The organism is Limnovirga soli (assembly GCF_013106755.1).
Lineage (GTDB): Bacteria > Bacteroidota > Bacteroidia > Chitinophagales > Chitinophagaceae > Limnovirga > Limnovirga soli.
Window position 1 is genome coordinate 252437 of the sequence record NZ_WHPF01000003.1, and the last position, 26162, is coordinate 278598.

21 protein-coding genes are annotated in these 26162 nt (G+C 37.3%); 15 read left to right on the top strand and 6 right to left on the bottom strand.

Annotation, left to right across the window (positions count from 1 at the left end; genetic code table 11):
- Positions 1 to 80: 80 nt before the first annotated feature.
- From GD597_RS04965 to GD597_RS22135, 14 genes are all read left to right on the top strand, one after another.
- On the top strand, positions 81 to 641 hold the full coding sequence (locus GD597_RS04965) for an NADH-quinone oxidoreductase subunit C (RefSeq protein ID WP_235954188.1): 561 nt from the start codon (positions 81 to 83) through the stop codon (positions 639 to 641).
- 111 nt (positions 642 to 752) lie between these two features.
- Entirely contained in the window at positions 753 to 1985 is a 1233-nt protein-coding gene (locus GD597_RS04970; RefSeq protein ID WP_171606718.1) for an NADH-quinone oxidoreductase subunit D, read from the top strand.
- Positions 1986 to 2047: 62 nt separating this feature from the next.
- Positions 2048 to 2548: an NADH-quinone oxidoreductase subunit NuoE family protein gene (locus GD597_RS04975; protein WP_171606719.1), complete on the top strand. Its 501-nt coding sequence runs from the start codon at positions 2048 to 2050 to the stop codon at positions 2546 to 2548.
- Between the two features lie 68 nt (positions 2549 to 2616).
- Positions 2617 to 3972 (top strand): NADH-quinone oxidoreductase subunit NuoF, encoded by a 1356-nt coding sequence (gene nuoF, locus GD597_RS04980; RefSeq protein WP_171606720.1) that lies wholly within the window; start codon positions 2617 to 2619, stop codon positions 3970 to 3972.
- A gap of 4 nt (positions 3973 to 3976) precedes the next feature.
- Positions 3977 to 5089 carry a 2Fe-2S iron-sulfur cluster-binding protein gene (locus GD597_RS04985; protein WP_171606721.1) on the top strand — a complete coding sequence of 371 codons (1113 nt, stop codon included), beginning with the start codon at positions 3977 to 3979 and terminating at the stop codon, positions 5087 to 5089.
- An 8-nt stretch (positions 5090 to 5097) separates the two neighbouring features.
- Positions 5098 to 6162: an NADH-quinone oxidoreductase subunit NuoH gene (gene nuoH / locus GD597_RS04990; protein ID WP_171606722.1), complete on the top strand. Its 1065-nt coding sequence runs from the start codon at positions 5098 to 5100 to the stop codon at positions 6160 to 6162.
- 285 nt (positions 6163 to 6447) lie between these two features.
- Positions 6448 to 6978, top strand: a complete 531-nt coding sequence (nuoI, locus tag GD597_RS04995; protein WP_171606723.1) for an NADH-quinone oxidoreductase subunit NuoI — start codon at positions 6448 to 6450, stop codon at positions 6976 to 6978.
- Positions 6979 to 7064: 86 nt separating this feature from the next.
- Positions 7065 to 7568, top strand: a complete 504-nt coding sequence (locus GD597_RS05000) for an NADH-quinone oxidoreductase subunit J family protein (protein ID WP_171606724.1) — start codon at positions 7065 to 7067, stop codon at positions 7566 to 7568.
- 52 nt (positions 7569 to 7620) lie between these two features.
- Positions 7621 to 7956, top strand: a complete 336-nt coding sequence (gene nuoK / locus GD597_RS05005) for an NADH-quinone oxidoreductase subunit NuoK (protein WP_171606725.1) — start codon at positions 7621 to 7623, stop codon at positions 7954 to 7956.
- Positions 7957 to 8017: 61 nt separating this feature from the next.
- The gene (nuoL, locus tag GD597_RS05010) at positions 8018 to 9928 is read left to right on the top strand and encodes an NADH-quinone oxidoreductase subunit L (RefSeq protein WP_171606726.1); all 1911 of its coding nucleotides are present in this window, start codon (positions 8018 to 8020) and stop codon (positions 9926 to 9928) included.
- 22 nt (positions 9929 to 9950) lie between these two features.
- Positions 9951 to 11393, top strand: coding sequence for a complex I subunit 4 family protein (locus GD597_RS05015; RefSeq protein WP_171606727.1), 1443 nt, complete (start codon positions 9951 to 9953; stop codon positions 11391 to 11393).
- Positions 11394 to 11416: 23 nt separating this feature from the next.
- Positions 11417 to 12808, top strand: a complete 1392-nt coding sequence (locus GD597_RS05020; protein WP_171606728.1) for an NADH-quinone oxidoreductase subunit N — start codon at positions 11417 to 11419, stop codon at positions 12806 to 12808.
- 265 nt (positions 12809 to 13073) lie between these two features.
- Positions 13074 to 14342 carry an ABC transporter permease gene (locus GD597_RS05025; protein WP_171606729.1) on the top strand — a complete coding sequence of 423 codons (1269 nt, stop codon included), beginning with the start codon at positions 13074 to 13076 and terminating at the stop codon, positions 14340 to 14342.
- A 168-nt stretch (positions 14343 to 14510) separates the two neighbouring features.
- A complete protein-coding gene (locus tag GD597_RS22135) occupies positions 14511 to 15533 on the top strand; it encodes a dipeptide epimerase (protein ID WP_171606730.1) in 1023 nt (340 codons plus the stop codon).
- A 166-nt stretch (positions 15534 to 15699) separates the two neighbouring features.
- Here the strand turns inward: GD597_RS22135 and GD597_RS05035 are convergent, their stop codons facing one another.
- The 3 genes from GD597_RS05035 to GD597_RS05045 all read right to left on the bottom strand — a co-directional run bounded on the left by GD597_RS05035 (position 15700) and on the right by GD597_RS05045 (position 22455).
- The gene (locus GD597_RS05035) at positions 15700 to 17595 is read right to left on the bottom strand and encodes a sensor histidine kinase (protein WP_171606731.1); all 1896 of its coding nucleotides are present in this window, start codon (positions 17593 to 17595) and stop codon (positions 15700 to 15702) included.
- A 10-nt stretch (positions 17596 to 17605) separates the two neighbouring features.
- On the bottom strand, positions 17606 to 19990 hold the full coding sequence (locus tag GD597_RS05040; RefSeq protein WP_171606732.1) for a tetratricopeptide repeat-containing sensor histidine kinase: 2385 nt from the start codon (positions 19988 to 19990) through the stop codon (positions 17606 to 17608).
- A gap of 248 nt (positions 19991 to 20238) precedes the next feature.
- Complete coding sequence (locus GD597_RS05045) at positions 20239 to 22455, bottom strand: tetratricopeptide repeat protein (protein WP_171606733.1); 2217 nt, start codon at positions 22453 to 22455, stop codon at positions 20239 to 20241.
- A gap of 237 nt (positions 22456 to 22692) precedes the next feature.
- Here GD597_RS05045 and GD597_RS05050 point away from each other — a divergent pair, with 237 nt between their 5' ends.
- The gene (locus tag GD597_RS05050; protein WP_171606734.1) at positions 22693 to 24126 is read left to right on the top strand and encodes a Gfo/Idh/MocA family protein; all 1434 of its coding nucleotides are present in this window, start codon (positions 22693 to 22695) and stop codon (positions 24124 to 24126) included.
- 122 nt (positions 24127 to 24248) lie between these two features.
- On the opposite strand, the gene GD597_RS05055 is transcribed toward GD597_RS05050, so the two are convergent.
- The 3 genes from GD597_RS05055 to GD597_RS05065 are packed head-to-tail and all read right to left on the bottom strand — an operon-like array spanning position 24249 to position 25949.
- Positions 24249 to 24752 carry a hypothetical protein gene (locus tag GD597_RS05055; RefSeq protein ID WP_171606735.1) on the bottom strand — a complete coding sequence of 168 codons (504 nt, stop codon included), beginning with the start codon at positions 24750 to 24752 and terminating at the stop codon, positions 24249 to 24251.
- A gap of 35 nt (positions 24753 to 24787) precedes the next feature.
- Entirely contained in the window at positions 24788 to 25426 is a 639-nt protein-coding gene (locus GD597_RS05060) for a rhomboid family intramembrane serine protease (RefSeq protein ID WP_171606736.1), read from the bottom strand.
- Between the two features lie 49 nt (positions 25427 to 25475).
- A complete protein-coding gene (locus tag GD597_RS05065; RefSeq protein ID WP_171606737.1) occupies positions 25476 to 25949 on the bottom strand; it encodes a 23S rRNA (pseudouridine(1915)-N(3))-methyltransferase RlmH in 474 nt (157 codons plus the stop codon).
- Positions 25950 to 26162: the final 213 nt, after the last annotated feature.

The window sequence follows — 26162 nt, forward strand, 5'->3', positions numbered from 1 at the left end:
AATTCTATTGAAGCTATACATAAAAAGTTCTTAAAACAAAAACAAATAACCTGCTTGGTTTTAGTAAATACAATACATCTTTGCAGGCGAATATCCCATTCTGGGTTGGAGGGGCTTTAATTATGAGTTTAACCAACGAAAAAATACAGCAACGCTTACAGGAAAAGTTCGGAGAACTGGTTTCTGGTTTTGAAGAACCTTATGGTATGCTCACTTTTGCAGCACCAAAAGAAAACAATATCAAAGTATTGCAATTCCTTTTTGATGATGAGGAACTCAGGTTTCAATTTTTAACGGCGCTATGTGCGGTACATTACCCTGAAAGAAAAGGGGAGGAACTGGCCGTGGTGTATCACCTGCATAACCTGGTAGATAATGTACGTATCCGGTTTAAGGTATTTACCGATATTAACCAGCCAGATGTGTATACTGCTACCAGCTTGTATTCCACAGCAAACTGGATGGAAAGGGAAACATTTGATTTTTACGGTGTAAATTTCGTAGGCCATCCCAACCTGAAAAGGATTTTGAATGTAGATGAGATGGATTATTTTCCTTTACGCAAGGAATTTCCATTGGAAGACCAAACCAGAAGAGATAAAGACGATGAGATGTTTGGCCGCGGAGGTTCGTTTATGTAGCAGATAGCTGCATAGCATTACTACCGTACAAGTGAGTGACACAACGATGTTGATTAAAGAATAAAAGTTCATAACCAAAACAAAAAGAATCCGTTCAAGCGGAAAAGGTTTATGTCTGATATACTACATCCCCATATTACATTACCGGAAGGTTCAATTGAAAAACAAACTTCAACATTAAACCTGGGGCCAACACACCCGGCTACACATGGTGTTTTTCAAAATATTCTTGAACTGGATGGCGAACGTATTGTTTCTGCTGAGCAAACAGTAGGGTATATACACCGTGCATTTGAGAAACTGGCAGAACGCAGACCATTATACCAGATTACTACATTAACAGACAGGTTAAATTATTGCAGCAGCCCCATTAATAATATGGGCTGGCATATGACCTGCGAAAAATTACTTAAGGTACAAACACCAAAAAGGGTAGACTATCTCAGGGTAATTATTATGGAACTGGCACGAATATCTGATCATCTTATTTGCAATTCTATTGTAGGTGTAGATACAGGTGCTTTATCTGTATTTTTATATGTAATGCAGTACCGCGAACTGATTTATGAAATTTATGAAGAGATTTGCGGATCTAGGTTAACAACCAATATTGGAAGGATAGGAGGGTTTGAGCGTAATTTTAATAATACCGCTTTTACCAAGCTGGAAAAGTTTATGGCCGAATATCCTAAGGTGTTAAAAGAGTTCGAAACACTGCTTACCCGCAACCGCATTTTTATGGAAAGAACCATTGGTGCAGGCCCTATAGCAGCCGAGCGGGCACTTAACTATGGTTTTACCGGTCCAAATTTAAGGGCGGCAGGTGTTGATTATGATGTGCGTGTGCATAGCCCATACAGCAGTTACGAAGATTTTAATTTTGAAATACCTGTTGGAAAAACGGGTGATTGTTATGATAGGTTTTTGGTGCGTAATTTAGAAATGTGGGAAAGCCTGAAAATTATTGATCAGGCATATAAGAAAGTGCAGGAATTTAAAGGCGCCGAAGCAGAAGTGTACCATGCTGATATACCTGAATATTATCTTCCTAAAAAAGAAGATGTATATACCAAAATGGAAGCACTCATCTATCACTTTAAGATAGTTATGGGCGAAACAGAAATTCCAGCTGGCGAAGTATACCATAGTGTAGAGGGTGGTAATGGGGAGCTTGGATTTTATTTGATTAGCGATGGTGGCAGAACGCCATATCGTTTGCATTTTAGAAGGCCTTGTTTTATTTACTATCAGGCATATTCGGAGATTTCTCAGGGTGCCATGTTAAGTGATGCCATTATTACATTAAGTAGCCTGAATGTAATTGCAGGCGAAATGGATGCATAGCAGTTTTTAATGATTTGCCGTTCATTTGAATAATACGCAAATCTGTAAAATGATAAATAGTTATGGTAAAATTTTCAGATGATAAGCTGGCTAAGGTGCAGGAAATAGTGCAACGTTATCCTGAAGGAAAACAAAAGAGTGCATTAATTCCCGTATTGCATCTTGCACAGGAAAATTTTGGTGGTTGGTTAAGTGCTGAAACAATGGATTATGTAGCTGAACTGCTGCAGATTTCCAGCATTGAAGTATATGAGGTGGCTACTTTTTATAGCATGTATAACCTGCAACCTGTAGGTAAATATTTGTTTGAGGTGTGCCATACTGGCCCATGCATGTTAAGGGGTAGCGATGATATTGTTACCTATATTTATGAAAAACTGGGCATAAAATCTGGCGAAACTACGGCAGACGGTATGTTTACTTTAAAAACAGTGGAATGTTTGGGCGCCTGCGGGTATGCACCAATGATGCAATTGGGTAAATATTATAAAGAGCATTTAACAAAAGAAAGGGTAGATAGTATTATTGAAGAGTGCAAAAAAAATGCGGCTTCCAATAATTAGTAAATATTGTGAGCGATAAATAAAGAATTAAAGTAAGGGCTACCAATAAAGCAAAAGCAATTATTACAATGGGCGTTAAATTACTTTTAGAGAAAGCACATGTGCCAGGCATTCGCGGTTACGATGTATACCGCAGTGAAGGTGGATACCGCAGTGTGGAAAAGGCATTAAAAATGGCTCCTGCTGATATAGTGGAGGAGGTTAAAAAAAGCGGTCTTCGTGGCCGTGGTGGCGCAGGTTTTCCGGCAGGTATGAAATGGAGTTTTATTGCCAAACCTGAAGGTGTGCCGCGCCATTTGGTTTGCAATGCCGATGAAAGTGAGCCAGGTACATTTAAGGATAGATACCTGATGGAAAATATTCCCCACCTGCTAATTGAAGGGTTGATTGTGGCTTCATTTGCCCTGGGCAGTAATGCAACTTATATTTATATCCGTGGTGAATATGCCTGGATTGTAGATATATTGGAGCAAGCTATCAATGAAGCAAAACAAAATGGCTGGTTAGGGAAAAATATTCTGGATACCGGATTTGATTGTGAGATATATGTGCAAAGAGGTGCAGGTGCCTATATATGCGGAGAAGAAACTGCTTTAATAGAAAGTTTGGAAGGTAAAAGAGGCAATCCAAGGATAAAACCACCATTCCCAGCTGTAAAAGGTGTGTGGGACAGGCCAACTGTTGTAAATAATGTTGAAACCTTAGCTGCAGTTGTTCCGGTGATAAACATGGGTGGCGAAGAATACGCTAAAATTGGTGTAGGCAGGTCTACAGGTACAAAATTAATAAGCGCCTGTGGTAATATAAATAAGCCTGGTGTTTACGAAATAGATATGACTATTTCTGTTGAAGAATTTATTTATTCAGAAGAATTTTGCGGAGGTATTGCCAATGGTAAACGAATAAAAGCCTGTATTCCGGGCGGTTCGTCTGTGCCTATTTTACCTGCAAATCTGTTATTTAAAACTGCAAAGGGAGAAACCCGTTATATGAACTATGAAAGCTTAAGCGATGGCGGCTTTGCTACAGGTTCTATGATGGGCTCTGGTGGTTTTATTGTATTGGATGAGGATCAATGTATCGTTAAACATACGTATACGCTTGCCAGATTTTATCGTCACGAAAGTTGTGGACAGTGTTCACCTTGCCGTGAAGGAACCGGTTGGATGGAGAAAATTTTGAAAAGCATTGAAACCGGTAAAGGAAAGATGAGTGATATTGATTTACTATGGGATATTCAGCGTAAAATAGAAGGTAATACAATTTGCCCCTTAGGAGATGCTGCGGCCTGGCCGGTAGCAGCTGCCATAAGGCATTTCAGGGATGAATTTGAATGGCATGTGAATAACCCTATAGAATGTTTAAACAGAAATTTTGGATTGGCGCATTATGCGGATGAAATTCATGTGCCCGTAACAGCTTAGAAATATGAGTGAACAACAATTATTTAAAGTAACAATTGATAACATTACTATTGAGGTAGCCCCCGGTACCAGCATATTGCAGGCTGCCCGATCAATAGGAGGTGATGTTGCGCCACCTGCCATGTGTTTTTATTCTAAACTACAGGGTAGTGGCGGTAAATGCCGTACCTGTTTGGTGGAAGTATCAAAAGGTAGTGAAAAAGATCCGCGGCCTATGCCTAAGCTGGTTGCCAGTTGCAGAACTACGGTGATGGATGGAATGGAAGTAAAGAATATTACTTCGCCTAAAGTAGTAGATGCACGTGCTGGCGTGGTAGAATTTCTATTGCTGAACCATCCGTTAGATTGTCCCATTTGCGATCAGGCAGGTGAATGTCATTTACAGGATTTAGGATATGAACATGGTAAAGCCGGTACCCGCTATGAGTTTCAGCGTAGAACTTTTAAAAAGCACGATTTAGGTCCTTATATTCAATTACACATGACAAGGTGCATACTTTGCTATCGTTGTGTATTTACTGCAGATCAACTAACCAATAGCAGGGAACATGGTGTTTTAAGTCGTGGCGATCATTCGGAAATTGCTACCTACATAGAAAAATCACTGGATAATGATTTTATAGGAAATGTAATTGATGTTTGCCCGGTTGGAGCACTTACTGATAAAACTTTTAGGTTTAAAAACCGCGTTTGGTTTACCAAGCCTGTAGATGCGCACAGAGATTGCCCTACTTGCTCAGGAAAAGCTCAACTCTGGATGAGAGGTGATGAAGTATTTCGGGTAACAGCCCGTAAAGACGAGTGGGGTGAAGTTAAGGATACCGCAGATGGTAAACCAGGTTGGATTTGTAATGAATGCCGTTTTGAGAAGAAAGCAGCCAATGACTGGGTTATAGAGGGCCCATCCGTAATAAACAGACATTCAGTTATTGCTCAGGGTCATTATCTGGGATTAAAAAAACCAGAGGAAACCATTGTGAAAGTAATGAGCGGACAGCAGCCAAGATTCTTTATGGATATCCATGATGTAAGTGGTGTAAATAAGCCAAATATTGAATTAAGCCTTATCAATGGCCCTGCAACAAGCGATGTTTTTAACGAAACCAAAAAAGACTAATCAATCCCATGATACTACTCACTCTTGACTGGGCATTTATTATAGAAAAATTAATACTTATTGCAATTGTGGTGAGTGCATCGCTAGTAATAGCTATGTACGCAACCTATGCCGAACGTAAAGTGGCTGCTGTTATGCAAGACAGGCGTGGCCCTAACCGTGCCGGCCCATTTGGTTTATTACAACCGCTTGCAGATGGTATGAAACTATTTTTTAAAGAAGAAATTATACCTAATAGTTCTAATAAATTTCTTTTCATTATGGGGCCGGCCTTAGCCATGCTAACCGCCATGATGACAAGTGCTGTTGTTCCCTGGGGCAATAAGCTGGAAATTTTTGGCACCACGGTAAGCTTACAAATCGCAGATATAAATATTGGTATTTTATATGTTTTTGGCGTAGTAAGTTTAGGTGTTTATGGTATTATGATTGGTGGCTGGGCTTCTAATAACAAATTTTCTTTGCTGGCAGCATTACGTGGAGCCAGCCAGGTGATTAGCTACGAGTTAGCCATGGGTTTATCATTAATAGCTTTATTAATGATGACAGGTTCACTAAGCTTAAAAACCATTGTAGAAGAACAAATGAAAGGTGGCTGGGGTGGTATACTTGGTTGGAATATTTGGTACCAGCCTCTTGGGTTTCTTATATTTTTTGTTTGTGCCATGGCCGAGTGTAACAGGGCCCCATTTGATTTACCTGAAGCTGAAAGTGAATTAAACATGGGTTACCATCAGGAATACTCTTCTATGAAACTGGGTTTTTATTTGTTTTCTGAGTATATAAACATGTTTATAAGTTGCGCCATAATAACCACTTTGTTTTTTGGTGGTTATGATATGCCTTTTATAGATGAATCGTCAATGTCAGTAAACATGGCAGCATTAATTGGTATTGTTGCTTTTATGGCCAAAATTTTCTTTTTCATTTTTGTATTTATGTGGATACGCTGGACATTACCTCGTTTCCGTTACGATCAATTAATGAACCTTGGCTGGAAAGGTTTGATACCACTTGCATTAGCCAATATGCTTATTACAGGTGCTGTAATATTGGCACGTCAGGGTTTTTAGTTCTTTTTATTGTTGGCCAGGCAAAGAATAATAATCAGGCATTCGTTGCGTCGCACTCTTGTACAGCAGATACTTTAGGCAGCGGTAAAATACATTTACTTACGCTGCACTTAAAGCACAATAGCGATAAAAGCGTACAAGTGAGTGACACAACAGACGATGCCCATAGAACAGAAAGATGGCTAAACAATATTATTTACCTGTTTACGGATAATAGTATTAGATAAAGTTGGTAACAACAGATTAGAAAAATATTTTTGCACCCATATAAACTGAACGCAGATTATGCAGGCATTAACCAATAGGGTAAAAGTAGTAGACCGCAAACCAATGACATTCGGGGAAAAGATTTATCTGCCCGCCGTGTTCAAAGGTATGTCTATCACTTTTAGTCATATGTTCAGGAAAAAACCAACCATTAATTACCCTGAACAAAGAAGGCAGTTTAGCCCGGTGTTTAGAGGATTACATGTGTTAAACCGTGATGAGGAAGGACGTGAACGTTGCACTGCCTGTGGATTATGTGCAGTTGCCTGCCCGGCAGAAGCCATAACCATGGAAGCTGCAGAACGTAAGGATGGTGAAGAGCATTTGTACCGCGAAGAAAAATATGCAGCCCGTTATGAAATAAATATGCTGCGTTGTATTTTTTGTGGATTGTGTGAGGAGGCTTGTCCCAAAGATGCCATTTATTTAAGTGAAACATTTACACCATCAAATTACAGTCGTAAAAAACTGGTGTATGCCAAAGAAGATTTGTTGATACCTAATGTACTTACCGAAGCAGATGACCTTGCAAAGGCAAGAGGTTTATAGTTATGTAAGTAGAAGGTTTACAATAAAATTGAAAAGATATTTTCATCATTATCCTTAACGGTTAGCAGAAACTAATCGCCAACAACATGAGTACTTCTGAAATTCTATTCTGGTTTTTAAGCGTATTAGCACTTTTTAGTGCCATTATGGTGCTTGTTAGCAAGAATCCCATTCATAGTGTGCTTTGGCTGATTGTTGTATTTTTTGCAATATCAGGCCATTACTTATTGCTAAATGCCCAATTTTTAGCCATTGTAAATATTATTGTTTATGCAGGGGCCATCATGGTATTATTCCTGTTTGTAATAATGTTAATGAACCTAAACAAGGAAACAGAACCGAGCAGAAATATATGGATGAAATTTTCGGGTGTTATATCTGGCGGTTTATTGCTTTGGATATTTGTATCTGCTACAAGATCAGCAGGGGAAATAGTGGGTAAAACCGCTATGATAAAAGAAGGTAGTATTGGTTTGATTGAAAACCTTGGTAAAGTATTGTTTACCCAATATGCATTACCATTTGAAATAAGCTCAGTACTTTTTTTAAGTGCCATGGTTGGTGCAGTGGTAATAGGGAAGAAGCAATAGTTTAGTATAGCAATATAATTTAAAATATGCCCTTAAGCAGGGTTTAGTAGATATGCCAATTCAATATTATATTATTCTTGCAGCTTGTTTGTTTTGCATAGGTGTGGCCGGGGTATTAACCCGAAGAAATGCCATTATAGTGTTTATGTGCATTGAGCTAATGTTAAATGCTGTAAACCTGATGCTGGTTGCTTTTTCAAAAATGCACTATGCAGCTGCTTTTGCAACGGACAACGCTTCAACCGCAGGTACTGATGCACAGTTGTTTGTATTTTTTATAATGGTTGTTGCTGCAGCTGAAGTAAGTGTTGGTTTGGCAATTATAGTAATGATGTATAGAAATATTCACTCGGTGGATATTAATTTCTTAAACAGGTTGAAAAATTAGATTTCGAAATATAAAAGCAGATTACAAAAAAATCTGCTATTCACATTTTGATTAATTCAATATGAACAATATCGCATATTTAGTACCATTGTTTCCTTTACTGGGTTTTTTGATAAATGGGCTTTTTAGAAAGTCATTATCAAAAGGTACCATTGGCATCATTGGTTGCGGAACCATACTGCTTTCATTTATTGTAAGCCTTATACTTTTTTTTGATGTTAAAGCAAATGGTGGTGTTGTAGTAAATTATTTCAACTTTATTGATGTTGCCAGTTTTCAAATTCCTTTTGCGTTTCAGATAGATCAGTTGTCTGTTATTTTCCTGCTTATAATTACAGGTATAGGTTTTCTTATTCACCTGTATTCTACTTCATATATGCACGATGAATCATCTGAGCATTTTGGCAGATACTTTGCTTATCTGAATCTCTTTGTTTTTTCCATGTTATTATTGATAATGGGCGCCAACTATGTAATCATGTTTATTGGCTGGGAAGGCGTTGGTTTATGTTCTTATCTTTTAATTGGTTATTGGTTTAAAAATATAAATTATACAAATGCCGCCAAGAAAGCCTTTGTGATGAACAGAATTGGTGACCTTGGTTTTTTGTTGGCTGTATTCTGGTTATTAAGTAAACTAGGCACAGCCAATTATGTAGATGTATTTGAACAGGCAAGTACAGGTTTATCATCCACCGATGTAACTGCAATAACACTTTTGTTGTTTGTTGGTGCCATGGGTAAAAGTGCACAGATACCTTTATATACCTGGTTGCCTGATGCGATGGCGGGTCCAACACCCGTATCTGCATTAATACATGCTGCTACAATGGTTACAGCAGGTATTTACATGATTGCCAGAAGCAATGTATTATACTCTCTTAGTCCGCTTACGCAGGATGTAGTGGCTGTTATTGGTTTAGCCACAGCAATTTTGTCAGCAACCATTGCACTTTTTCAAAACGATATAAAAAAGGTGTTGGCTTATTCAACCGTTAGCCAATTAGGTTTTATGTTTCTGGCGTTGGGTGTTGGTGCTTATACAACGGGTGTGTTTCATGTAATGACACATGCATTTTTTAAGGCATTGATGTTCCTTGGCGCTGGTTCAGTTATACATGCTATGGGTGGGGAACAGGATATTACAAAAATGGGTGGATTGGTAAAAAAACTACCTATTACGGCCTGGACTTTTGTAATTGGCGTATTGGCTATTTCCGGGTTTCCCTTTACTTCTGGCTTTGTTTCTAAAGATGAAATTTTATTAGCGGTGCTTGCCCATAGTCCAGTATTATTCTGGTTTGCAGTATTTGCCGCTATATTAACTGCTGCATATATGTTCAGGTTGATGATGTTGGTATTCTTTGGTGGATTTAGAGGCACACATGAACAGGAACATCATTTGCATGAATCTCCATCTGCCATGACTATTCCATTGATTATCCTTGGTGTATTATCATTGATTGGTGGTTTTGTACAATTGCCACATGTTTTTGGCGGGGAAGATTTTTTTAATCAGTTTCTGGCTCCAATTGTTCCCGCTGTAACACACGAGGGTGCAGAAGCAGCTACTTTAGAATATTATCTTTTAGGAGGTACAATAGTAATACTTGTTATAGTGTATGTTGTTACCAAAAAGCTATTTGCTGTAGACCGCTTTGACGGAGTTTATACCGGATTTAAAAAGGTACTTGCAGATAAATGGTATATAGATGAATTGTATAATGCAGTTATTGTAAATCCACTGGATAAATTAGCAGGCTTTCTTAAAAATGTTGTTGAGAAATCTGGTATAGATGGAATTGTAAACGGTGTTGGAAAGTTTGTGAATTACGCTTCAAGACAATTAAGATTATTACAAAGCGGCCAGGTAGGAAACTATATTTTATTCATGGTTTTATCTATTGCTGTTTTGTTTTTAGTATTCTGGAATCAGGAAATTATTGTACAGTTCCTGCAAAAAATATTTTAGCAGGTAAAGGAAAACAAAAGATATGATTGCATTATTTCTCATATTATTACCATTAATTGGCGGTTTGGCTACTTTTTTTGCAAAAAGTAATAGCGGGGCAAAGAACATTTCATTATTTGTTTCTTTATTAACGCTTTTGCTTGTAATTGCTGGTATTTCAGGAATATTTGGTAGCAGCCTGAATTTTTATGATAGCGCCTGGATAACTCCATTGGGTGCCAGATTTACCATTGGCTTAGATGGCATGAGTAAAATGCTTTGTCTGTTAACTGCAATATCTTTTCCTGTTGTATTTGGTGTTGTTTATAATAACAAATATCCTCAACCTGCATCCTTTTTTGGATTGATGTTATTATTACAGACTGGGTTGATGGGTGTATTTATGGCAACAGATTGTTTGCTTTTCTATTTCTTTTGGGAATTAGCTTTAATACCTGCCTATTTCTTATGTTCTATATGGGGTGGTGATAAAAGAATTAAAGTGACTTTTAAATTCTTTATTTACACATTTATTGGTTCATTATTAATGCTGGTGGGCATCTTATATATTTATTTTAAAACGCCGGATCATTCTTTTGCGTTAACCTCATTTTATAAAATAAAGCTTTCTGCAGCCGAAGAAAATTTTGCTTTTCTTTTGTTCTTTATTGCTTTTGCTATCAAAATGCCGGTTTTCCCTTTTCATACCTGGCAGCCAGACACCTATGAGCAGGCTCCAACTCCGGTAACCATGATTTTAAGTGGAGTAATGGTTAAAATGGGTTTGTTTGCAGTACTGCGTTGGTTAGTGCCTGTTTTCCCTGCTGCATCAACACATTTTAGCCACATAATTATTTTACTATCTGTAATTGGAATGGTATATGCTTCCCTGATAGCCATAAGACAGGATGATTTAAAAAGGCTAATTGCTTATTCTTCTATTGCCCATATAGGTTTAATGTGTGCTGCCATTTTCTCAGCCCAACAAATTGGAATTGAAGGAGTGATGATCCAAATGTTTAACCACGGTATTAATGTTATTGGCTTATGGATAGTTGCCGAAGTAATAGAAACACAGCTCGGTACCAGAAAATTAAGTGAACTAGGTGGTCTAGCGTCTAAAGCTCCAGCCCTGGCAATAATACTTGTGGTGATGGCTTTGGCAAATATTGCATTGCCATTAACCAATGCTTTTGTTGGTGAGTTTATGATGTTTAACGGCTTGTTCAGGTATAATGTATGGATGGCTGCTGTTGCAGGAATTAGTATTATTCTGGCTGCTGTGTATACTTTAAATATGATCCAGAAAATATTCTATGGCGAAACTACTGTAGTTACAGATGGCGCCATTGATCTTGCTATGGGTACAAAGATAATATTGGTTGTGCTGGTTGTTTTGGTTTTAGCACTGGGTATATATCCCCAACCTATTTTACAATTAACCAGTGATACTGTTGCGGCAGTATTTTCAAAATTTCATTCGTAATTTAAGAACAGTATAGACACAATATGAACGCAATAATACTTTCTGCTGCTTTTGGTGTTGTGATGATGCTTTGTAGTTTTCTCATAAAAAACAAAAGCAATTTCAGGCATATTGCCTCTGTGGCTTTACTCATTTTGCTTATTGGAAATATTGCCGATACTTACGGCTATACATTTTTTGCTATTGACACTCACGGAATGTTGCAGTTTAACAGATTTGGTTTATTGTTTAACTCCATAGCAATAGGATCTACACTGCTGTATGTTTTATTAACAGGCAAAGAGATAGAAAATGCAGGGATGCATGTAGCAGAATATTTTACCCTTATTCTTTTTGTGTTGTGCGGGGTAACATTATTATCTGCCTATAATAACCTGCTTACATTGTTTTTAGGTATTGAAATAATGTCCATTCCATTGTACATTTTAACAGGTAGCGATAAGCGAAATATGAAGAGCAATGAAGCTGCCCTGAAATATTTTCTAATGGGCTCATTTTCTACAGGACTTATGCTGATGGGGATTGCGCTTACTTATGGTGGAACAGGAACCTTTAGCCTAGAAGTAGTTCGTAACGCACCTAATATGTATAAGGGGCTGGTTTCTTTTCTTGAAATTCTGGGTTTATTGTTTCTATTAGTGTCAATGGCTTTTAAGGTTTCAGCAGCACCTTTTCATTTCTGGACTCCCGATGTGTATGATGGTGCACCAAGCGTGTTTACTTCTTTTATGGCAACTATTGTTAAAGCCGCCGGGTTTATCGCTTTTATAAAATTATGTGCCGTGCGCATGGCAGAAACAGAATCTGTTGTTGACTGGAAAATGATTTATGCCATTATTATTGTAGCTACTTTATTGGTAGGCAATATTACTGCGGTATTTCAGCAAAGTGTAAAAAGGATGTTGGCATATTCAAGTATTGCGCAGGCAGGTTTTATGTTGTTTACCCTTATTAGCCTAAACGATATGGCTTACGAAGGCATTTTACTTTATTCAGCTGCTTACAGTCTTGCCACAATTGGCATATTTGCTGTGTTGGTAAAAATGAAAGATTATACATTTGATGGCTATAATGGTTTGGCTAAAACACAACCTGTGTTGGCGGCTACCAATACGGTTTTCTTATTGTCTTTATCTGGTATTCCCCTAACTGCAGGATTTTTCGCCAAATACTATATGCTGGCCGCTGTTGTAAAAACAGGCAATTATACATGGCTGGTTATTACTGGCGTTTTATTTGCAGCAGTAAGTGTGTATTATTATTTCAGGGTAATACAGGCTATGTATTTTAAAGAGGGAAATGCCGAAACTACCACTATCGTTCCTTCATTTAAATATGGATTAATAGCTCTTGCTGCCATTATTATTTTATTGGGTATTTTCCCTACGTTGCTACTCAGGTGGTTATATTTCTAACCATTCAAATCAGTAGTTCTCCATCTATCTGTTTTTATTAATGGTCTTGTTTAATTGATGTTATCTTTAATTATCGTTTTCTGTAATACTGTATTGTAAATACGTTATATGGTAATTACATAAAACTGTTGTGGTGAACATAACAGCTGATGCGTATGCATGGCCCTGAAGAGTGCGACGCAAGTAAAGCCTGTTTTTGTTCTACAGCCGGGTACATTATTGCATTTTTCTTGTTTAAATTATTCCTGGAATAAAAATATTAGGCATGACATTAACTGACTCTCTGGGATTGGCTTACCGCACGGTTAGAAGTAATATTCTTAGAACCGTTATTACTGTTTTTATTATTGCTTTTGGTATAATGGCCTTAATTGGTATTATTACCGCAATACAAGCCATGAGTGTGAGCTTAAAGGATAGTTTTTCTACCATGGGAGCCAATGGATTTACTATTGCCTATAAAGAGCGTTTCAGGTTTGGTAACGATAACGAGTCGGAAAAAGTAGATAAAACCAAAAAAGTAAAAAAATCTAATCTTGATAAACCTATTCAGTTAAGGGAGGCAGAACAATTTAAGGCTGCGTTTAAATACCCCGCTCTGGTTAGTATTGCCTTAAGTGGCCCTGGTGCTAATGAAATAAGGTACAACAGTAAAAAAACCAACCCTAATGTTAGTGTACGAGGGGGCGATGAAAACTATTTACTGGTAAATGGTTTTTCGGTTGAAGCAGGCAGAAACCTTAACCTGATGGATGTACAAACCGGCCGCAATGTATGTTTACTGGGTAGCGATGTAGTAAATAAATTATTTGGCGTTGATAACAAAGCTAAAGCGGTAGACAAAATTGTTAGCGTTGGTGGCATTCCCTACAGGGTGGTAGGTATTTTAAAAAGCAAAGGTTCCAGTGCCTTTTTAAGGGCCGATAATGTAATTATTACTTCGTACAACAATGTACGCCGAATGAGTAATGTATCGCCTTCGTTTGTTATTGGTGTAAATGCGGATGATATGCAATTACTGCCCGGCGCTATTGACGAGGCTACAGCGCTATTTCGTGGCATTAGAAAATTAACACCGCAGGATGATGAAAATTTTGCCATTGAAAAAAGCGATAAAATTGCAGCCACTTTTTTAAGTTTATTAAGCAGTATACTTGGTGCCGCAAGTGCCATTGGTTTAATTACACTTTTTAGCGCTGCTATTGGCCTTATGAATATTATGTTGGTGGCCGTAAACGAAAGAACCCGTGAAGTAGGTTTAATAAAAGCCCTTGGTGGCAAAAAGAAAGATATACGCCAGCAGTTTTTATTCGAATCTACTATTATTAGTTTAATAGGTTCAATAATTGGTATTATTCTGGGTGTGCTTATTGGCAATATATTCTCATTGATATTGGGTACCGGTTTTGTTGTACCCTGGGGTTGGGTATTAACAGGCATCATTGTCTGCTCCATTGTAGGCTTACTAGCCGGTTTGTGGCCTGCTATTAAAGCCTCCAAATTAAATCCAATTACTGCACTGCGGTACGAGTAATGCATCCCTTTTTTTTGTAGCCGGGCAATGGTGTAATATGCAGCTTTACTTGCGTCGCACACTTGTGCGTACAGATGCATTGGTCAGCAAAACAGCCAAACAATTCCATAGTACTTTCCTTATAATATCAGGAGGTATGGGTTTATCTTTACCCATAAAATAATTATTGTGCAATTACAATACTGGCAAACCAATTTACCATTTCAACATCCATTTACCATTTCTGGTGGCAGAACAAAAACACACCAGCCTGCCTTAATAGTATCCTTACAACTGGGTCGTTTTATGGGTTTTGGCGAAGCTCCGGCTATTACCTATTATAATATTACTGTAGAAGAAATGATTGCCGATCTGGAAAAGAAAAAGGCATTGGTAGAGAAATTTGCTTTAACAGATCCGGCAAGGTATTGGCATTACCTGCACCATTTGTTTCCACAAAATCCATTTTTGGTATGCGCATTAGATATGGCGTGCTGGGATTTATTTGGACAAATGAAAAACCAGCCAATATATACACTCTGGGACACCCAATGGCAAAACACACCCATTACCGATTATACTATTGGCATTGACAATATAGAAAATATGGTAGCCAAAATAAAAGCCAAACCCTGGCCCATATATAAAATAAAAGTAGGCACGCCAGATGATATTGCAACCATTACAGCTCTTCGGGAACATACGGATGCTGTTTTTAGGGTAGACGCTAATGCCGGCTGGACACTGGAAGAAGCCCTGCAAAAAATACCTGTTTTAAAAGGCCTTGGCGTTGAACTGGTTGAACAACCTCTGGCCAAAGATAATTGGGCTGATATGGAGATATTATACCAGCAATCTGTATTACCACTAATAGCTGATGAAAGTTGTGTTTTTGAAGCCGATGTAGAAAAATGTGCCGGCCATTTTCATGGTATAAATATAAAGCTTACCAAATGCAGTGGCTTAACACCGGCTTTACGTATGATTGAAAAAGCCAGGGCTTTGCAGCTTACCGTTATGATGGGTTGTATGAACGAAAGTACAATTGGCAGTGCAGCCATTGCCCAGTTTTTACCACTGCTGGATTATGTTGATATGGATGGCCCCCTTTTACTGGCAGAAGATATTGCTACCGGCATTAATTATGAAGATGGTAAAATAGCTATTTCTAATTATCCCGGATTGGGTATTAGGGTAACAGGGCTGGTGTAGCTATACAATCCCTATTATGTTTTTTTTGCTCATTAAAGCTATGCTGCACAAGAGTGCGACGCAAGGAAAGTTTAATGCATTGTTATAGCTTGGAACAACATTTTAAAATTATTGACTTTGCTTTAAATATTGTGACACCTTAATTCACTTTGTTGAGTTTTACAAATTATGCCCTTATTAATTTGGGCTTCTTAAATATGAGGGTAACAATAGTGCCGTTATTTATTTCATAGGTTAATTTACCGTCTAATTGTTTGGTTAACAGAGATACTAATTGAGTGCCAAAGCCTGTGCCTTTTGCCGTTTCGTTTACCGCTTTACCAATTCCATTGTCTGAAATTTTTAATTGATATTCTCCTTCTGTACTGGAGTTTGTATTCTGTTCTGTCAAACTGATTTTGATGGCCCCTTTTTCTTTTTCGGTAAAGGCATACTTTAATGAGTTGGTTAATAACTCGTTGGTAATAAGGCCAATTGAAATAGCGGTGTCTACATCCAAAATCAATTTAGGCATATCACATTCTACCTTGATATGTCCATCGGCATTAAAAGAATCCAGAATGTTTTCACTTAGATTGATAAAATAATCCTGCATTTCAATGGCTGCTAAATTTTCACCCTGATAGAGTTTTTGATGAATAATACCCATTGAGTGCACCCGGTTTTGGCTGGCTAACATAGCCGATTGTACCGAGGGATCATCAATTTGATTGGATTGTAAGGCCAAAAGACTGGATACAACTTCCAGGTTGTTTTTTACCCGATGATGGATTTCTTTTAATAGCAATTCATTTTCTGCATTTCTTGCCGCAAGAGATACCTGCGTTGTTTTAAGTTGAGCTACCGTTTTTTCAATTTCTTCATTTTTTTCTTTTAAAGCCAAATTGGCTTTTACTTTTATTTTATTGCTTTTATATAATACAAAAGCAATAATTGAAAACAAAAGTAAGCCGGCTAATAAAAGCAGTATTTGAGTGGTGGTTTTTGTTTTAATTTCTTCAGCTTCAACTGCTTTTAATCTCATTTGTTCATTAAAGCCAATGTTTTGAAAATTAGTAAGTGTTTTTATTTCTTTGCTATTTACAGAATCACTTAAATTTTTAGATAATTGTAAAAAATAAAAGGCGCTGTCATATTTTTTTTCGTCTTTAAAACTTAATGCAAGTGCAGTGTATGCTTCTTCCATTTCTGGTACATAACTACCCAAAGATCTATAGTTATTTATACCTGCTTTTGAATAATACAAACTTGAATCAAGCCTGCCAAGTTTTCTATAAGTGTCTGCCAGTGCAAATTCAGTGAGTGCTACATAAAATGTATTATTATTTTTCTTGAGTAGTTTTAATGCAGCCAGGTAATTGCTTTTTGCATCTTCAAAATTTCCTTTTCTGAATTGTATATCTCCGATTGCTTTATTGGATGCTCCTTTGTAGTTTTTGTTTTCGATATTACCTTCAATTTGCAAAACAATTTTCTGAAAATACAGCGCAGAATCCAGGACACCCATATTTAAATATGCATTGGCAATATTATTGTTTATAGTCCACCTTAAATTAAAATCATTAGTTTCTGTTTCAATTGTTTTTTTTGCTTCTTTTAATTCGGAAAGTTGTTTGTCAAAATTATTTGTACGGCCATACAACATAGCAAGGCTATTTTTTATATAGCCTAATAATATGATTCTGTTTGTTTTTGGATCATTGCTGGTAAAATACTTATTAAAAAACGGCGTGATAATCACATCATTTGCAATGTTTTTATCTTCAATTAATGTATTGGCAATAAGTAATTTACTAAGTGCATTTGCATAGTCTCCGTTGCTCAGTAGTGTATATCCAAGGTCGCTTAGTATACTTGCCTGGTAAAATTTTTGATGTAGTTTTTCTGCTATCGAATAAGCAATATCAGCATAATAGATAGAGCTATCTCTATTTTTTTCTGAGTATTGTAATGCTAGCGAACAATAATTATTCAAACGAATGGTATCATTTTCAGCGTAGGAAATAGTCCGACAACTTAACAAAATAAATAAGATTAAAACACAACTTTTAATCTGGTTCATTATTATGATTTTAAAGTGTTATGATAAATGTTGTTTCTTCTCCTTCTATTGTGTCCACTTTCAACTCCCCGCCATGAGCTTTAATAATATCATAACTTAAACTAAGGCCCAAACCGGTTCCCTGACCAGTTGGTTTGGTGGTGAAGAAAGGTTGAAAAATTTTATCTACTATTTTTTGTGGGATACCATTTCCATTGTCTGATACCCTAATTTCTACTTTATCTCCAGCCTTTTTTGTTGATACGGAAACAGTTGGTATAAAGCTTTCCCTTTGCTGTTTTTTCTTTTCTGCAACAGCATAAAACGCATTGTTGTACAAATTCAATAACACCCTGCCAATATCCTGCGGAATAATTTGGATGCTGCCCAATGTTTCATCAAAATGGGTTATTATTTCCGCATTAAAATTTTTGTCTTTTGCCCTTAGTCCATGGTAGGAGAGCCTTAGGTATTCATCGGCCAAACCATTGATATTAGTGAGTTCTTTTGTACCAGTCATTTGTCTGGAATGCTGTAGCATGCCTTTTACAATGGCTTCGGCACGTTTGCCATGGTGGTTTATTTTTTCTGAATTTAAATCAATATCATCAGCAATGGATTTTACTTCCTCCATATTTCCCTTTACAATTTCATCTTTTAAATCTGCAATCAATTCCTTGTTTAATTCTGAAAAATTATTCACGAAGTTTAAAGGGTTTTGTATTTCATGTGCAATGCCCGCAGTAAGCTCTCCCAGAGAAGCCATTTTCTCCTGCTGAATTAGCTGAGCCTGCATTGCCTTTAGTTCAGATAAGGTGCTTTCCACTTTAAGTTTTTCTTCCTGCAACAAGAGGTTTGCCTTACGCTTATGCTGGTTGCTTTTGTATTGAATAATTGCTATGATTATTACCGCCAATACAATTATTCCAAGTGCAGCGATAGCAAAATATTGCTGATTTTTTATTCGTTGTGCATCAGCGTCTTTTTTATCCTGATCAGCTTTGGTAACCGCTTCTTTTTTGTCAAATTCAAATTGCATCTGCGACTGCACTATTTTTTTGGTATTCTCTTCATTGTATAAACTATCGTGGTAGGTAATGTATAATTTATAATGCTCTAAAGCCTGTTCAAAATTATGCAGGGTGCTGTCTAAAACCACCAGGTTCTTATAAGCATTTTGTATATGAGCAATATTGCCTATTTCTTTTGCAAGTGCCAAGCCTTTGCTAAGGTAATCCAGTGCAGTAGCTGATTTTTTTTGTTTAGTGTACACATTTCCTATTTCAATATAGGCTTCTGTCATACCTGCTTTATTGCCTAACTCTTTTTGAAGCTTTAATGCGTTTACATAATTTTTTAAAGCTTCTTCATAATTTTCTTTATCACCATAAATAACACCAATATTAAAATAAGCTTCAGCTATTCCCCCCTTATCACCAATTTCCTGTGTTATTTTTAAACAAGTCAACTGACTCTTTAATGCTTCAGTATAATTTTTCTGGTAAATGTAAATAACAGCAATATTATTATAAGACCTTGCAATTGATGCCTTATCGCCTATTTTTTCCTGTATTTTTAATGCCTTAAAATGATAGTTTAGCGCTTCAGGGTAATTCCTTAGGTTCCCATGAATAATCCCTATGTTGCCGTATAATATTGCGCAGCTTGCCTTATCTCCCAACTCTTCATCTATTTTCAAAGCAGCTAAATAACTTTTCAGCGCTTCAGGGTAATTACCCTGATCCTCATAAACAAGGCCTATGTTATTATAACAATCAGCTATGCCTTTTTTATTGCCTATTTCCTTTCTTATTTTTAAAGAAGCTAAATCATATTTCAACGATAGTGTACTATTACCCTGATCATAATAAATAAGCCCAATATTACTGTACGAAGTGGCAATTCCTGCTTTGTCATCTATTTCTGTTCTGATTTTTAAAGAGGCAAAATTGTTTTTTAATGCTTCCTCATAATTGCCCTGTTGCCTGTAAATAAGCCCAATGTTATTGTAGGCTTTTGACTTTAAATTTAAAGCTTCAGATGCGGCAGGTGTATTTCCTCGTCCTGAATTTGTTGAAATAAGGTCATCGTATATTTTTAATGCATCCAGGCTATTTTTTAAAGCTTCATCATAAGCTCCAAGTTTCATGGTTGCTACACCTTTCCATAAAAAAGAAGTAGCTACACCAATTTTATAATTTGTTTTTGTAGCCAATTCAAAAGCCTTATTGGCAAAATATACTGCTGAATCCGGATCATTGTTTCTTAATTGATAGGCAAGCCAGTTAAGGGTATTTATTCTTGTGGTATCTACTTTGGTTGATTGTAAAACTTTGGTAAGGGAGTCAATTGTGTTATTCTGGGAATAGCATTGCATGGAACCTATGATACATAGAATAATAATAATCTTTCTCATGGCAATAATTAATGTTAATTGAATAATATACAATGCAGTTAAAAAATGCAATTCTTATAATACAGCCTAATATTTTTTATTAAACAATCACCTGTTCTTTAGTCAGCTTCGTTGTTAAGCATTTGCTGCTTAGTCACGCAAATACCTTACTTGTACGTCCTGTTCTTTGCTTAGCTGCATTAATACAGTACAAGTGTGCGACGCAAGTAAAGTTTAATCTATATTCTTAAGCTTGGTACAAAAACTATTTAACCCACCGGGAACTGCATGATAAATGTTGATCCTTCACCTTCTTTACTTTCCACTTTTATTTCTCCATTATGTGCTTTTACAATATCATAGCTCAAACTCAATCCTAATCCGGTTCCCTGTCCAGTTGGTTTTGTTGTAAAGAAAGGCTGAAATATTTTATCAACGATTTTTTGAGGGATACCATTGCCATTATCTCTTACTTTAATTTCTATTTTATCTCCAATCTTTTTTGTTGATACAGAAACTGTTGGTGTAAAGCTTTCAGGTTGTTGTTTCTTCTTTTCACCAACGGCATAAAAAGCATTATTGTACAAATTCAACAAAACCCTTCCTATATCCTGTGGAATAAGAAGGATGCTGCCAATTGTTTCATTAAAATCGGTAATTATTTCCGCATTAAAATTTTTGTCTTTTGCTCTTAACCCATGATAGGAAAGCCTTAGATATTCATCTGCCAGTGCGTTGATATTAGTGGGTTCCTTTACGCCACTGCTGGTTCGGCTATGTTGTAACATACCTTTTACAATGGCTTCTGCACGTTTGCCATGGTGGTTTATTTTTTCTTCGTTTTGCCTTAAATCATTGGCAATGGCTTTTGCATCCTGCCAGTTTTGTTTTTCTATTAATTCATTTAATTCTTCAACCAATTCTGTATTTAATTCTGAGAAATTGTTTACGAAATTTAGCGGATTTTGAATTTCATGTGCAATGCCAGCAGTGAGCTCTCCTAATGAAGCCATTTTTTCTGATTGGATAAGTTGGGATTGGGTGGCTTTAAGTTGTGTCATAGCATTTTCTATTTCTGCGGTACTTTTTTTCAGGGCTGCATTGGCTTTTTGTTTATTTCTAAATCCGATAAAAGCTACAAATGCTAGCACCAATGTTAATCCCAGTCCAATAATTAGTGCCAGTTGTTTGGCATTGGCAATATCATCTTTTGCTTTTTGTTCAGCTTTTTGTACCTGTTCTTTTTTCTCAAATTCAAACGACATGGAGAGTTGGGTAGTTTTTCTAATGTTATTATTGCTGCGTACAGAATCGGAAATCACCGCTGCTTTTTTGTAAGTGTCTAGTGCCCTTACATATTTGCCGGTTTTTTCATAACACTCTGATAATTCTTTATACAGTTTTCCTGTGGCATCCGTATACATATCCGTTTCTTCTATTGATGAAAACCCTTTTTCGAAAAATGGAATGGCTTCTTTCCATTTTTCCTGTAATCGTAAAACCGCACCCATGGATGTATATGCCTGAAATATATTTAAGGGTTGGGCTGCAGCATCTGCCAGTACAATTGCTTTTTTTGACAATGATTCAGCCCCTTGCCATTGGCGCATATTGGCCAATGCTACTGAAGCTTTTGACAAGCTGGCTGCCTGTATACCCTGGTCTCCCAAACTTTCCCCTAAAGCAGCAGCTTTAGTGGAAAAATCGTAGGACTTTTGCCATTTACCCTGGGCATTATATAAAACTGCCAGATTGGAGTAATTGTATAATTCAACATTGTTAAGGCTATTTTCTTTTGCGATTTTTATTGCCTGCAGATAAACCTGTTCTGCTTTTGCTGTATCGCCTATATTTTCATAAGTGTTTCCGATGTTGGTTAGGGTATAAGCCTGATTAATAAGGTCTTTTTGTTCTTCGGCTATGCTTAAGGCCTTTTGTTGGTAATATAGCGCCCTTGAAAAATTGGATTGTTGCTGATAACCGATACCTAAATTCGAATAGGTGCCAGCCAACCTTTCCTTATTGTTGTTTGCCAGGAAAATACGGAGTGCTTTTTCGTAGAAATTGATGGATGAATCATATTTACTTTGCATGCCTAACAGCATGCCTGTATTTGAGTATAGGTCAGCAAAATCAGCAGAGTCTTTTGATGGCTTTATGAATTGCGACAAATAACTTACTTGTTCCGAAGCGGCTTTAAAATCGCCCTTATAGCAATAATTGATGATTAATCTTTGCCTGGTGTCTATTTCTGCACCGTATAAATTGTATTTTTTTATGCCTTCCAGATTCTTTAGGCATATGGCTATAGAAGAGTCCAGATTAACATTAGTATATGCAATTGATTTTTTTACCATTAACCAGATTCTTCCGGTATCAGTTGTTGCTTTGCTAATTAAGATATTTAAACTGTCTATTTTGGCATTTTGGGTATATCCGCTTAGCGCAAAACAAAAAATAAGCATAGATAGGGCGAATGATTTCATCTGAAGTTTTCTTTAATTGTGGCAGGTAACGGAACGATACTATGTATAGGCAAAATACAAATAACAATCCATAAAAAGTGGGCTTATTATAATTGGTTGCGGCGCAATGGTTTTATTGTTGCCAATCATGCTGCCGTACAAGAGTGCGACGCAAGTATAGCCGCCCTATGTATCTGCAGTTGGCTACATAAAATTTGCCTATATTTAGTTTACTAATTTTAATTAAAACGATTTGCCATGGCTTTAAAAAATAATTCCCGCCGCAATTTTATTAAGCAAGCTGCAACTACAGCTGCCGGTTTCTATATTGTACCCCGCCATGTATTGGGCAGGGGTTACCGGGCACCCAGTGATAAATTAAATATTGCCGGCATTGGCGCTGGTGGTAAGGCAGAAGTAAACCTGCCCTATGCCTGGAATAATGGCGCCGAAAACATTGTAGCACTTTGCGATGTAGACGACCGCATGGCGGTGAAAGCAAGAACACAATGGCCAAAAGCACCTTATTATAAAGATTTTCGAGACCTGCTGGATAAAGAGCATAAAAACATAGATGCTGTGATGGTTACTATACCTGATCATATGCACGGCGTTGCAGCACTGGCTGCTATGCAAATGGGTAAACATGTGTACTGCGAAAAGCCCTTAACGCATGATATTTACGAAGCCCGTATTCTAACAAAAGCTGCAGAAAAATACAGGGTAGTTACACAAATGGGCAACCAGGGCAGCAGCGGCGATGATACACGTAATATTGAAACCTGGATTCAGGGTGGTGTAATTGGCGATGTACATACCGTGCATGTTTGGACCAACCGACCCACCTGGCCGCAGGGTATTCCTACGCCAACCGGCAAATTCGCCATTCCCCGGGAGTTGGATTGGAATTTATGGTTAGGAACTGCACCCTTCCGCAATTTTAACCCAACCTATTTACCGGCTACCTGGCGTGGCTGGAGTGATTTTGGTACAGGTTCCTTAGGCGATATGGGTTGCCATTTTATTGATGTACCTTACCGTGCATTAAAACTTCGCTATCCCATGTCGGTTTCCTGTAGCGTGGGTTCTGTGTACTCAGGCTTTTTTAATGAGGAAGTGTATACCGATAGTTATCCGCCATCATCAGTTACCTATATTAAATTTCCAGCCCGCGAAGCCATGCCACCCGTTGAACTGGCCTGGTACGATGGCGGTATTAAGCCAAGAAGACCCGACGAATTATTGCCCGATGAACCCATGGGAGAGTGGGATGGTGGCATGATATTCGAAGGCACAAAAGGCAAATTAATGGCCGGTTTATTTGGCCGTAACCCCACATTATTGCCTACCCGCCTTATGAAAGAAAGTCAGCTGCCGCCTTCAAAGTTTCCTTTTGTAGACCGCAGTACCGAAGGCCATCAAACACAATGGACCAATGCCTGCAAACAAGGCTATGGTGCTTATACCAGCTCTTCATTTGATAAGAGTGGCCCCTTGGCCGAAACAGTTCTCATGGGTAACCTTGCCGTGCGCAGTTATAATTACCAGGAAAAAAATAGCAAGGGCGATATATCTTACCCCGGTCGTAAAGAATTATTGTGGGATGGTGAAAATCAACGTATTACCAATTTTGAGCCTGCCAATCAATTTGTGCGCAGGCAATACCGCGGTAATTATTCCCTTAATCTATAATAATATACCATACAGTTGGGCTTATTTTATGGGCCCAACTGTATTTTTTTAATGTGACTTTACTTGCGTCGCACACTTGTACAACACAATAAAGGGCAGCAAAACAGCCAGTCCTAATTTACTTATTCCTTATGCGCGGTTACTGCATAACCATGCAATACTTTTACTTTCAATTTATCGTCTTTAGCGCTCACCAGTTTATACTCTAGAAACTCACTTTTTTTATTTAGAAAACCAATAATACAGGATAGCGATTCAGTACCCGGTTTTATTTGTACCACTGGCGCTATGCCAAAGTTGGGTATTTTGAGGGTATCTGTAGCTGTAAGCTCCATATACTGCATTTTAATCAGGTATACGAATGTGGCTTTTGTTTCGTAAATGTTTACGGCAAATTTCCAATCGTTCAATTCATCCGGTACCTTTTTTGAAAAAGAAGCTACCGGTTTTTTGTTTACTACCGTTCTTGTTTGGGGAACAGTATCGTTAATAATACGTCTTTCAATAATTGGCGGAGTGCTGTCAGCCGTTGTTCCGCTGCTGCTTTCTGTGTTGTTGCACGACAAAAAAACAAACAATAATAAAGTGCAGCCTGCTTTTAGCGAGTTGAATAATAATGATGACACCAGATAAAGTTTTTTAGTGATAAAATTTAGCGGTACTACTGTAAATACCCCGAGATTTCGTTAACAAAATGGGTAATGGGGTTAAAGCCGGATAATACCAATGCAGTAACTATTAAAAAGGCAATACCATACAATGCTCCCCAAATATGTGCTGAGTGATTAATATTATCTGCCCCCTTTTTGCTCATATAGGCCGAAATAAACAGGTATACAGGTGCAAAAATAAACCCCGGAATAATGGGTGGAATGATAAAGAATCCAATCTCGTTGGTGGGGTCTAAAAAAATGCTGGCAAATACCACTGCCGATACTGCACCCGATGCACCCAAACTGCGGTAGCCATAATCGTCTTTATGTTTGTTGTAAGTGGGTACCAAACAGGCACCTAAGGCAGATATGTATAGAAATATATACAGCATGGGGCCCTTTGCTGCAAATATTTCAGCAAAATAATATTCCAGATTTCTGCCAAAAAGATATAAGGAAATCATGTTAAATGCCAGGTGCCCAATATCTGCATGAATAAAACCACAGGTAAAAAAACGATACCATTGATTATTGCTGGATATGGATGGTGGATAAAAAATCAGATCATTATATAATTTGTGGTTTGAAAAAGCCACATAAGAAATAATACAGGTAATTACCACAATAATAATGGTGATGCTTGTCATTGATTAAACATGTTAATAGGTAACAAATATATTGTAATCACAGCCATAATTATTGGTGGTGATATTTTTCATTCTTTAGTATGGTGCAGGCCCGGTACAGTTGTTCACTTAGTATTAGCCTTACCAGCATATGTGGAAAAACCAGTCCGGATAAGCTCCATGTAAAATTGGCCCTTTTCATAATGGTTTCATCTGTACCAAAAGCACCGCCAATTAAAAAAACAAGCCTTTTAGTGCTTTCGTTTGCCCTTTGTTGTACAAATGCAGCCAAATCTTCGCTGCTTAATTGTTTTCCTCTTTCATCCAGTAGCACCAGAAAATCCTCTTTTTCCAGTTTTTCAATAATAATTTTGCTTTCCTGTTTTTTTAGTTCTGTAGCACTCATTACACCTGCATTTTTAGGCGGCGGTATTATAAGCCAATCAACAGAAAAATATTTATTTAGCCTTTTGGTAAAATCTTCAGTGCCCATTTTAATATAGGGCTCATGTGGTTTTCCAATACTCCAAAGTTGAATTTTCATAATAAACGAATCTGTTGTACTTATAATTGTAAGTGCGTTTTTCCAAATTAATTATCCGCAATAGTACACAAATATTAAAAGGCATGTTAAGCAACTTCGCCAACGGTGCTATTTAAAGAAATATGGTAAAACGGCAGGTGGTTTATATCCGTATTACCCGGGCTTGTTAAAAATTACCATAATTCGTAATGGAAATATTTTTCATTTGGCATT

Excerpts from the sequence above, each read along its gene's own strand:
- GD597_RS04970 (WP_171606718.1), top strand. The coding sequence starts at position 753 with ATGTCTGATATACTACATCCCCATATTACATTACCGGAAGGTTCAATT.
- GD597_RS04975 (WP_171606719.1), top strand. The coding sequence starts at position 2,048 with ATGGTAAAATTTTCAGATGATAAGCTGGCTAAGGTGCAGGAAATAGTG.
- nuoF (WP_171606720.1), top strand. The coding sequence starts at position 2,617 with ATGGGCGTTAAATTACTTTTAGAGAAAGCACATGTGCCAGGCATTCGC.
- GD597_RS04985 (WP_171606721.1), top strand. The coding sequence starts at position 3,977 with ATGAGTGAACAACAATTATTTAAAGTAACAATTGATAACATTACTATT.
- nuoH (WP_171606722.1), top strand. The coding sequence starts at position 5,098 with ATGATACTACTCACTCTTGACTGGGCATTTATTATAGAAAAATTAATA.
- nuoI (WP_171606723.1), top strand. The coding sequence starts at position 6,448 with ATGCAGGCATTAACCAATAGGGTAAAAGTAGTAGACCGCAAACCAATG.
- GD597_RS05000 (WP_171606724.1), top strand. The coding sequence starts at position 7,065 with ATGAGTACTTCTGAAATTCTATTCTGGTTTTTAAGCGTATTAGCACTT.
- nuoK (WP_171606725.1), top strand. The coding sequence starts at position 7,621 with ATGCCAATTCAATATTATATTATTCTTGCAGCTTGTTTGTTTTGCATA.
- nuoL (WP_171606726.1), top strand. The coding sequence starts at position 8,018 with ATGAACAATATCGCATATTTAGTACCATTGTTTCCTTTACTGGGTTTT.
- GD597_RS05015 (WP_171606727.1), top strand. The coding sequence starts at position 9,951 with ATGATTGCATTATTTCTCATATTATTACCATTAATTGGCGGTTTGGCT.
- GD597_RS05020 (WP_171606728.1), top strand. The coding sequence starts at position 11,417 with ATGAACGCAATAATACTTTCTGCTGCTTTTGGTGTTGTGATGATGCTT.
- GD597_RS05025 (WP_171606729.1), top strand. The coding sequence starts at position 13,074 with ATGACATTAACTGACTCTCTGGGATTGGCTTACCGCACGGTTAGAAGT.
- GD597_RS05035 (WP_171606731.1), bottom strand. The coding sequence starts at position 17,595 with ATGAACCAGATTAAAAGTTGTGTTTTAATCTTATTTATTTTGTTAAGT.
- GD597_RS05040 (WP_171606732.1), bottom strand. The coding sequence starts at position 19,990 with ATGAGAAAGATTATTATTATTCTATGTATCATAGGTTCCATGCAATGC.
- GD597_RS05045 (WP_171606733.1), bottom strand. The coding sequence starts at position 22,455 with ATGAAATCATTCGCCCTATCTATGCTTATTTTTTGTTTTGCGCTAAGC.
- GD597_RS05050 (WP_171606734.1), top strand. The coding sequence starts at position 22,693 with ATGGCTTTAAAAAATAATTCCCGCCGCAATTTTATTAAGCAAGCTGCA.
- GD597_RS05060 (WP_171606736.1), bottom strand. The coding sequence starts at position 25,426 with ATGACAAGCATCACCATTATTATTGTGGTAATTACCTGTATTATTTCT.
- GD597_RS05065 (WP_171606737.1), bottom strand. The coding sequence starts at position 25,949 with ATGAAAATTCAACTTTGGAGTATTGGAAAACCACATGAGCCCTATATT.